Here is a 10,290-nt window from a genome sequence, read left to right on the forward strand (position 1 = left end):
CCGCACTCGGATTCCGAAACCTCAACCACTACATCACCCGAGCACTCCTCGAAACCGGAGGATTCAGACCCCAACTACACCCTCAATTATGAAGAGCCCGTAAAGCTCTCGCTCGAGCAAGGAAACCAGGGTCTTGATGAACTCATCTTCGCTAATCGTGTTTGAAATACTCAATGATCCCCCGCTTCTTCCGCTCTCTCAGTGGCAGCTCTTGAAGTGTACCTGTTTCGTCGGGGCCCCAAATTTGGAGCTGTATAGCTCCTCCTGGCTGGCTAAATGCTGGGCTACTTCTCTATATTTTACAACGTGTCCTTCTGGGAGTTTACCTGTAAGTCGTACTCGCATGTCAGGCTCGCCTAATGAAAAAGGCGGGAATAGGCTGCGTTCTCCAAAAGAGGGCGGTATTCCATCTTTGTGCATCGCTGCAGCGTATTTTCCACCAGGATTGCCGAGTCGGCACAAATCCTCGCAGTGCGTTTTGATGAATGGGGTAATCGACGTGTACTCGTGGTAATTTGCGTTGAGTTTTGCCCCATTCTTGCGGAGTTCTTCGACATCCCATGGCCGAACTGGTTGCTTCTTTTCTTTGTCGTAGTAGACATTCACGAAGTCCTCCATGGAACGTGGCGACCCGTCGGGATTGTATCCCAGTGCACGTTCAGGATTTACTACGTCATCAAAACCGTAACGTCCTAAATGCCACTTAGCTGCATCGTCTGACAGCACCTTCTTTTGATAGGACTCCCAAGCCTCAAGTGCTTCCTCAAGCTGGCGTTGTGTCTTTGGGGGAGTTCTGTAGGGATCGACTCCTTCTGGAAAACCTTCAGACTGATTAATTGACGAATCCGGCAGGCTGTCATAGTTAGGGTCCGGATTGCTGTGAGGATCTGTTTCTGGATTGTAAGAGGAATCTGGACCGTCTTTATCGTGCGAGTGATCGTAGAGATCCTCGTACTTTTCGTCCTGGTCGGACTTGTGCGTGTCGTCGGTGTCCTTGGGGTGCTCGACGTCGTCGTGGTGTGCGGCGTCGTCTTCCTTGTGGGTCTTGTCCGACGCGGGCTTGTCAGCCTCGGTCTTGTCACCGTGGCGCGTCGAATCAGCAGCGTCGTCGGCCTTACCGTTGGCGGAGTGGTCCTTCGCCTTGGGGTCAGCGTCCGCGTGCTCGACGGAATCGTGCCCACGCTGAGCGTCGGCATCGGCCTTACCGGAGCCATATGCGTCGCCGGAGTCGTGGCCAGCCTTCCTGGCGTTGGCGGCCTCATCCGTGTGGGTGGCAGGCGTGTCGGCTGCATGCTTTCCGCTATGCGGCTGCTTGTCGCCGCCCAGGCCGTCCCCGGCAGGAGTTTCCTTCTTGGGTGCGTCGGGGGTGCCGTCTCCACCTTGTCCTGCCCGGGGGGTGTCACCGTGGCCGGGGGTGGAATCAGCGCGCGAAACGCCGTGCCTGTCGCCGGTGGAAATGCCGATCTGCACGGTGCGGACCCACGGCCTCGCCCTTAGAAGCCTTTCTATCGGCTGGACGTCGGTGGAATCATCCGTGAGATGTCGACGCCCGCGTCGCTGAGCTGGTGTAGATACGGCTCGAATGATGTCCTGAACGGGGTGAGCGCTGGACCTCCGTCAGCGTTGAGGTAGGAATTGAGGTAGTCCTCGACCGAAAACTGCACGGCAAACTGCAGTTGTCGAAGCGCGGCGCAGTTCGTCGAATTGAGGGATAGCTCCGGATTTGCGATGTACTGATAGTTCGCGACGCGAGGCCAGCGGGTGGGGGAAGAAACCCACCGGCTACGCAGCTCGTCGGTGAGGATGGCAGGCGAGATGGCGTCCTGGAAAAGGTCTGCACGGCGCAGTGCTCCAACCGCAGCGATAACAATGTACGAGGCTATCGTCGCGCTCTGGGTGTCGATGCAGAATATGGCGCTTGGGTGGCGTTCGGACCAACTGAAGCAAAACCTGTCTTCGATGGTCCAGACCGCAAAGAAGTCGGTGTTGTAACTCGAGAAGGCGTAGCCGTTCTCAAAGTTCTCGGGCGTTACGGAAGTACCCGAACAGAGCTTCCCAATCAGGGGCTTTAACGTCTCCAACATGGGCAGAAACTCCTTCAATGATGTGTTGAGTGACGAGCTCGTCGATCGATAGCGGAGAAAGATTATTGAATGTGACACGCTCCAGGAAACGAACCTGCGGCGCATACCCGCGCGAACCATGGTCCTCGGCAAGGAGGCAAACCTCAATGAGGACTCCCTTAGGCAACGGTTCATCGGTGAGTCGGTATTGGCGGTAGAGCTCGTTCAAATGTGCGGGTGGAGCAGACCGGCAATCCGCGGGAATGATGCCGTTGTCGATGATTGGGGTGAGGGAAAATGCTCCGACGTGCCCGATGTGATCGAGCCCCGTGATGTGGAAGTCTTCGATGAAGGGCTTTTTGTGTGCGTAGTAGCGGTCCGATCCGGTAATCGCCCCGTGATCGATGTCGTCTCGCCATGTCGGAGAAATGCTGCCCGGGACCGAATACTGCGAACGCATCCAATCAGCCGTCGAACGCATCTCCGGGTGCGTGCCGTGTGCGAACTGGCCCTTGAGATCAAGAGCGACATCCTTACCGATGCGGAAGCGATTGCCAAGTCCACTCGAGGCATGCGTCAGTGCATCGCTCGGTCCTGGTGCCCGCACCGGGAAGAAACGGGTCTCCGGATCAAGTGGGCGACCGGAATTGGGGGTAGGAGGATTGTCTGCCAATTAAAGCCTCGTTTCAAGGGGGTCTGCGTGTAATCGTAGCATGTGTGGTGGGCTGTGAGTCGTGTTGTTTCTTTCGTCTTTGAGGGGGTTAGTCATAGAAATCGTTAGAGTTCTCAGTTCAACTGGACTGGGATAAGGCCTCTGGTTCCGCGCCGGTTGTTGGATAGTCCAGTTAACGGGGAAAGAGCGGCACCGATAGTCGATGTCGATTCGTCTGTAGCCTGCAGCGATTCGGTAGAAGGAGCCGACGTGGCCGACGAGCGCCAGGGATGCGATGTCAGGAGCAGACATTTGCATATGCGAGTGGTAGGTGGTCGGCCGCCGGTCGGATCCAAAGTAATACTACCCATCGTCAACCCAAAAGTGCAGACACTTCAACACCGACAATTCAATCAGGCACTTACTTTCTCGAACCTCTCGAATTGTTGAATCGGCGTACAAGATCCTCGCGGTTGAGCTCCTGAACAGTGCCGGTATGCTCGGACCTTCCTCTCAGATAACCCTTTTCGATCATTGCTTCGACTGTCATTTCTACTTCCTTGCCGCCTTCTGTTGTAAGTATCCTGACTTGTGGTGCTCCTCCAGGTGAATTCTGTTCGGGGGCAGCAAGCGATATCTCAAGGCGATCTCCGGGCTGAAGCTTAGTATCCACGAGTTCGTACTGATGATATCTGCAGTTCAGATTGAAGAGGGATGTAGCTCGATTCTCTCCCGGGGCAATGGCACCATCGATGATGGGGGACAAAAACCCGCCATCAGGTGTGCCTGTTCGGTCAAATCCTGTGATGGTGAAATCTTGCTTAAAGTCCGCCAGGTTTGTGTAGTATCTGTCGGTTCCCGGAATTGCGCCATGGTCGATATCAGTTCGCCAGGCAGCGCGTGTCTCTCCTGGTTTAGTGAGATTAGATCGCATCATGTCCGCTGTCGTCTTGATCTCGGGATTAGTTCCTTCGCTGAGCTGCGCTCGCGGGTTCATGTAAATGTCTGCACCGGTCACGTACCCATCTCCAAGTCCTGCCTGCCAGCGCTGGTTCTTATCGGCGTCTTTAATTCCCGCGTACGGGTCTGTTGGGGGTCTAGGTGACCTTTCCGCAAGTTCCTGGACAGTAGTGGGTTCATCAAACCATTCAGGTGTGTCCTTCAGGTAGGGTTCGTCACTGATAGGACGCAGAACGTATTCGCGAGTATCAGGAGATGAATCAAAGATGCTCTCATCAAGGGGGTCGCCTGAGTCGCTGCCTGAACCAGGTGCATCAGCGCTGGGGGTAGCATCGCCGTCACCCCCGCCGGAGCCGTTGCCGTCACCCCCACCGGAGCCGTTGCCGTCACCCCCACCGGAGCCGTTGCCGTCACCCCCACCGGAGCCGTTGCCGTCACCCCCACCGGAGCTGTTGCCGTCACCCCCACCGGAGCCTTGCCCGTCGGTGGAACCGTTGTGTTTGCGGGTGCTGCCGTCACCGTCCTTGTCGGACTTGCCGTCACCGTCCTTGTCGGACTTGCCGTCGGCGTCCTTGTCGGACTTGCCGTCGGCGTCCTTGTCGGACTTGCCGTCGGCGTCCTTGTCGGACTTGCCGTCACCGTCCTTGTCGGACTTGCCGTCACCGTCCTTGTCGGACTTGCCGTCGGCGTCCTTGTCGGACTTGCCGTCACCGTCCTTGTCGGACTTATGCGTGTCGGCCTCGTCCTTGTCGGACTTGCCGTCACCGTCCTTGTCGGACTTATGCGTGTCGGCCTCGTCCTTGTCAGACTTGGCGTCGCTGTCCTTGTCGGACTTGTGCGTGTCGGCCTCGTCCTTGGGGGACTTGGAGTCGGCGTCGTCGTTCTTGGTGGTGTGCTTGTCGTCGGTGTCCTTGGGGTGCTCGTCGCCGTCGTGGTGTGCGGCGTCGTCTTCCTTGTGGGACTTATCCGACGCGGGCTTGTCAGCCTCGGTCTTGTCACCGTGGCGCGCCGAATCAGCAGCGTCGTCGGCCTTACCGTTGGCGGAGTGGTCCTTCGCCTTGGGGTCAGCGTCCGCGTGCTCGACGGAATCCTTGTCGGACTTGTGCGTGTCGGCCTCGTCCTTGGGGGACTTGGTGTCGGCGTCGTCGTTCTTGGCTGAGTGCTTGTCGTCGGTGTCCTTGGGGTGCTCGTCGCCGTCGTGGTGTGCGGCGTCGTCTTCCTTGTGGGACTTGTCCGACGTGGGCTTGTCGGCCTCGGTCTTGTCACCGTGGTGCGCTGAGTCAGCAGCGTCGTCGGCCTTGCCGTTGGCGGAGTGGTCCTTCGCCTTGGGGTCAGCGTCCGCGTGCTCACCGGAATCGTGCCCATGCTGAGCGTCGGCATCGGCCTTACCGGAGCCATGTGCGTCGCTAGAGCCGTGGCCAGCCTTCCTGGCGTCGGCGGCCTCGTACGCGTGGGTGGTGGGCGTGTCTGCTGCATGCTTTTCGCCATGCGGCTGCGTGTCACCACTGTGCTTTTCGATCATGTCGTCGTTGGGCGACTTTTCGGGTGCATCCGGGGTGGCCTTGGCTGCGTGGTTGGCCTCGTAGTTGTCGTCGAGGACCTTGGCGAACTCCTCGCGTGTTTGAGGGCCGTCGGGGGTGGTCTTAGCAGGCTTGGGGGGTTCGCCTCCAAGGTCTTCGGCCATCTTGTCGTAGGACGACTTTTCGGGTGCATCCGGGGTGGCCTTGGCTGCGTGGTTGGCCTCGTAGTTGTCGTCGAGGACCTTGGCGAACTCCTCGCGTGTTTGAGGGCCGTCGGGGGTGGTCTTAGCAGGCTTGGGGGGTTCGCCTCCAAGGTCTTCGGCCATCTTGTCGTAGGACGACTTTTCGGGTGCATCCGGGGTGGCCTTGGCTGCCTCGGTCTTGTCACCGTGGCGCGCTGAGTCAGCAGCGTCGTCGGCCTTGCCGTTGGCAGAGTGGTCCTTCGCCTTCGGCTCGGCGTCCGCGTGCTCGACGGAATCATGCCCATGCTTAGCGTCGGCATCGGCCTTCCCGGAGCCATTTGCGTCGCCAGAGCCGTGGCCAGCCTTGCTGGCGTCGGCAGCCTCATCCGCGTGGGTGGCAGGCGTGTCTACCGCATGCTTTCCGCTATGCGGCTGCTTGTTGCCGCCCAGGCCGTCCCCGGCAGGAGTGTCCTTCTTGGGGCTGGTGGGTGCGTCGGGGGTGCCGTCTCCACCGTGTCCTGTCCGGGGGGTGTCGCCGTGGCCGGGGGTGGAATCAGCGCGCGAAACGCCGTGCGCGTCACCGGTGGACATGCCCGGATCGCCGCGGTGCGGCCCCTGCGCAGGGGCCGACGAACCACCGTGGGTGCCAGTATCAGCACCAACATGACCGCCGCCCTGGCCCGTGGGGGCGCCAGCAGCGTGCGTACCACGCGACGCGTCTCCTACGCCGCCACCGACATCAGCGGAATTACTGACGCCGTGTGCGCCGTGACCTGCATGTCCTGCGTTCGCTCCGAAATCTGCGGTGCCGCCGAAGCCGTCCGCTCCGTGGCTGACACGGCTCGGATCGCTGCCGCCGAAGGCACCAGCGCGCTCGTAGGATCCCTGAGCGCCCACGCTGGCCTCGCTACGACCAACGCCCGCGCCGACAAGCTCATCGGCACCGCGCGTCTCACCGTTAGCGTGGGTCGAGCTGTGATCCAGGTAGGAAGAGTCCTTCCTGTTCTCAACGCCGAAAAGATCGTAATCGTCCCGATTCGCAGAGAAACCATCGGAGTCCCACGAATTGTTCGGCTTTCGCGGAGGCTGCCCGCCAACTGCAGCGGCAGCCTGAGACCCGACCTCGTCAGGCGTCATGGAACGATCAGGGCCAACACGGTAAGAATCATCAGGCTTCCGCGGAGGCATTCCGTCGCCCGCAACAGCGGGTTGCGGTTCGAAGGCGTCACCCTTCAAAGCTCCGTCGGTGCCGCCGCGGTGAGGACCACCTGCGGTCTCGACCGGACGGTACTGGCCGTTGGAAACCTTGTCCGAATCACCGGGCTTGAAGTCCAGATGATCCAGGTTCTTCTGGTTGCCGCCAGCGTGCGTATCGATCTTGTTCGCCGGGGCACCGAAATCGTTGCCCGAACGGGTGAATATCTTGTCAGGATCGACGGGCTTCTTCTGCGCAATAGCCTCAGCCGGTGCACCGCGCTCACCCACACCGTTGTTGCGCGCGGGAGCAGCGGGCGAGCCGCCAGCAGCACCGTGGCCAGAAGCCGCACCATGCGAGCCGCTCGCGGGAGCTCCGGGGGCAGCAGGCGCACCGGATGCGCCAGCACCGTGGGAGCCAGTTGCGGGTGCACCGGTGGCAGGTGCGCCAGTCGCGGGGGCACCGGTGGTGCCAGCTCCGTGGGTGCCGGTGGCAGGAGCGCCCGCCGCGGGTGCACCGGTGGCAGGAGCGCCAGTCGCGGGAGCGCCATGCGTGCCCGCACCAGTTGCAGGTGCACCGGTTGTGCCAGCGCCATGCGTACCTGCGCCGGGCGCGGGAGCGCTGGTTGCCGGGGCTCCGTGGGTCCCAGTGGCAGGCGCGCCAGTCGCGGGAGCGCCATGCGTACCTGCGCCGGGAGCGCCGTGTGTGCCTGCGCCGGTCGCAGGAGCTCCGGTTGCGCCGTTGGCAGTGCTGCCAGCGCCGTGGGTGGCGCCGCCGGTATCCGCATTCATGAATGCGTTGTTGTGAGCGCCGTTAGACGCGCTGGGAGCAGTGTTCGCGGGAGCCGCGTGCCCGCCGGTGCTGGCATCGCCAGCCGCGGGCGCATGAGGCGTCGCGTCGGGCTGAGCGGCACTGGACACACCGTTGGAGCGGTGGCCCGGATCCGTGGGCGGAAGAGCCGAATCCTTGACATCCCCGCCACCGTGCGAGGCGTGGCTGGCGTTGCCTGCTGCGTCGGCTGTGTTGCCTGCGGTGTGCGAGGCGTGGCTGGCGTTGCCTGCAGCGTCGGCTGTGTTGCCGCCAGTGTGTGCGGCGTGGCTGGCGTTGCCAGCAGCGTCTGCGGCGTTGCCGCCAGTGTGAGCGGCGTGGCTGGCGTTGCCTGCAGCGTCTGCGGCGTTGCCGCCAGTGTGAGCGGCGTGGCTGGCGTTGCCTGCAGCGTCTGCGGCGTTGCCGCCAGCGTGAGCGGCGTGGCTAGCACTACCAGCAGCATCAGCGGCGTTACCGCCAGCATGAGCGGCATGGCTGGCGCTACCGGCACCGTTTGCGGCATGGCTCGCACCGCTGGCGATGCCACCACCTCCGGAAGCTGCGTGTGCGGCGTGGCTGGCACTACCTGCAGCATCGGCTGCCCCGCCGGCTGCATGCGCTGCGTGGCTCGTGTCCCCGATAGCCGAGCCAGCCCTCGTGGCAGCGCGGCCGGCGTCAGCGGCCCCGTCCAGGGCGCCAGCCATGCCGTTGGCGGCGTGACCCAGGTCGTGGGCGTGGTCGGCGGCCTTAGCCACGCGCTGCGCGGTGTTTGCCAGATCCGCGAGGTCCGCGGCCGTATTGATGCCGCGGGCGCTGAGCTTGCCGACCAGGTTCTTGCCGAGCTTGGCCAGGGAGCGGACGTCGTCGGGGCTAATAGGCAGGATCGCCTTGAAGACCTCTTTGCCGATGCGAAGAGCGCGAGCTCCGCCGGTCAGGGCCTTCTCGCCGGCGGACACGCCGGCGCTGCCACCCATCGTCGCAAGTGCGATGGCAATGTCGGGCAGGAGGTGGCCAATGGCGCGTGCCGGATCGTCGGTCCACGTATCCCAGTCGATCAGCGACTTGCCGACAGCCTTCATAAAGCCCACGGGATCCTGCCACAGCGCCTTCGCCATGGTGGTCACCGTCTCGATGGGCATCTCGACGTGCTTAATTGTGAACTCGTCCAGGGTCATGTCGCCCATGAGCATACGGCCGAAGTCCCACATAAATTCCTGGCCGCCCAGCTTCCACACCAGCTTCACCAGTTCGACGACGGCCTCGTAGGCGCCACCCAGGATCGAGCCGACCGTGCGCTTGGCCGAATCCCACCACGTGCGCTCGGGCAGCTTCGAAATACCAGCATTCAATGCGGTAATCAGCAGGTCACCGGCCTCGTTGACCTGATCGACCAGCGCCTGGAAATCAGCGACCGCGGCCGCCATGGCCGAGCGGCCCGGACCCTCATCACAGGAGGCATCAAACACGGGAGAGCCGCCATCTGCGGCGGCCTGGCTGCGCGCATCAGCCTGATTGTTCTGCGCCTGCTGGACCGCGTCGCGGCCAGCCTTCCAACGCGAACGAATCCCATCACACTGGCTCTGCGCCGACGCCAGCGTCGACGCATACGACGAGTAGGCCTCAGACGCTTCAGAGAACGCCTCCTGGGCGTCCACCCAGCCCTTGACCTGCACATCGAACTTCGAGCGGAAATGATCCGCTGCGCGACCTTCCCACCCATCAGCTTTGAGGGAAGACAAGCCGGAATGAATATCGCGGAACTCATTGGCGCGATCCATCATCACCGCGGCGCGCGTCGAAATACCACCAGGATCTCCACCGATCTTAAAAACCGGTGCACCATGCGCAACAACACCCACGTCAGATCACGCTCCCGAACCAACGACGGGAGACTGGCTCAGCGCCTCAGCAGCCGTCTGAACTGTCGTCATATACTCTTTAGCCTTCTCCATGTACTCGCTATAAGCACCCAGAGCACCACTGACCGCACTGGAGGCAGCCTTAATCTCTTCACGCAAGTCGTTGGTACCCTTTTCCCACGTATCCTGGAACGCGTTCGTGCGATCCCACACCTCAGGATGCTCCAGCATCCCCGAGTTGGGAACCCAGTCCTCCACGTCGTACTCCTTGGCCTTCTCCTCAAAGGACGACAACGATTCCACGAACGAGGACATGGCCTCCAAATCGACCTTAAAATCACTCACGAGTCACAATCCTTAACTGTCGATGCACGCAAACGCTTTAGACTCGGCATGCTGACCCTCCGCCAGGATCTTGTCCATCGCCTCAGCTGCCGCCGTCAACAAATCCGCCAATTCCTCGCCGCGCTCCTCCATACGCTTGAGCGCAGCATCGCACGCCTGACGAGACTCACCCGTCCAATCGCCCACAGTAGCCTTAATATCAGCGGCCACATCGGGAATGAACTCCTTGACCACCGGGACCCTCTTACGGAAGGCCTGAGCCATCTCAGTGGCACTGGCCTCTTTAAAGACCAGCATCGAATCGCTACTCATTACTCAAACCTCCGTCACGATTCCGACTGGGACAGCTGCGTCAGCTCGTCGTACAAGCTGCCACCCGACGAATCCCCGCCCGACTCCGACCCGGAACCCGCCTGGACCAACGACTGAATAATCTCTTCTTCGCACGTGCCAAACGACCGCTCAACGCCCACCAAGGCCTCGGCCAAACGACCTAAATCATCAAACAACACACTCAGGGAATCGCCCCATTTAGTCAGCGCATTACCCAACGGCTCCATAAACGGGCCATTAATCCCCTCCGACGCAGACGTCACATCCTCGCCGATCGTCGACACCGCCTGAGCAAAAGGCTCAGCGTTATCTTCGATACCCTGGGCAGCCTCAACCAGCTTCCCAGGAGTAAAACCCACATCTGCGCTCATGCT

At 61.4% G+C, this 10,290-nt stretch carries 7 protein-coding genes; all 7 read right to left on the minus strand.

Features of this window, described 5'->3' with window-relative positions; all coding sequences use genetic code 11:
• Window positions 1-198: 198 nt before the first annotated feature.
• Window positions 199-1,470, minus strand: coding sequence for a hypothetical protein (locus CYJ22_RS10135; protein ID WP_133124168.1), 1,272 nt, complete (start codon window positions 1,468-1,470; stop codon window positions 199-201).
• Window positions 1,471-1,505: 35 nt separating this feature from the next.
• Window positions 1,506-2,084 carry a hypothetical protein gene (locus CYJ22_RS09870; RefSeq protein ID WP_101602486.1) on the minus strand — a complete coding sequence of 193 codons (579 nt, stop codon included), beginning with the start codon at window positions 2,082-2,084 and terminating at the stop codon, window positions 1,506-1,508.
• Window positions 2,014-2,736 carry a hypothetical protein gene (locus CYJ22_RS09875; protein WP_243390505.1) on the minus strand — a complete coding sequence of 241 codons (723 nt, stop codon included), beginning with the start codon at window positions 2,734-2,736 and terminating at the stop codon, window positions 2,014-2,016. Before CYJ22_RS09875 ends, CYJ22_RS09870 begins: the two co-directional genes overlap by 71 nt.
• 400 nt (window positions 2,737-3,136) lie before the next feature.
• On the minus strand, window positions 3,137-9,118 hold the full coding sequence (locus CYJ22_RS09880) for a glycohydrolase toxin TNT-related protein (protein WP_133124169.1): 5,982 nt from the start codon (window positions 9,116-9,118) through the stop codon (window positions 3,137-3,139).
• A 126-nt stretch (window positions 9,119-9,244) separates the two neighbouring features.
• Window positions 9,245-9,583, minus strand: coding sequence for a hypothetical protein (locus CYJ22_RS09885; protein ID WP_101602488.1), 339 nt, complete (start codon window positions 9,581-9,583; stop codon window positions 9,245-9,247).
• Window positions 9,584-9,595: 12 nt separating this feature from the next.
• A complete protein-coding gene (locus tag CYJ22_RS09890; protein WP_243390506.1) occupies window positions 9,596-9,895 on the minus strand; it encodes a 1-deoxy-D-xylulose-5-phosphate synthase in 300 nt (99 codons plus the stop codon).
• Between the two features lie 14 nt (window positions 9,896-9,909).
• Window positions 9,910-10,290, minus strand: a 381-nt coding sequence (locus tag CYJ22_RS09895) for a hypothetical protein (RefSeq protein ID WP_347707115.1), incomplete at its 5' end; no start/stop codon positions are given.

Origin of the sequence: Schaalia odontolytica, from assembly GCF_002847525.1 — a bacterium.
GTDB lineage: Bacteria > Actinomycetota > Actinomycetes > Actinomycetales > Actinomycetaceae > Pauljensenia > Pauljensenia odontolytica_B.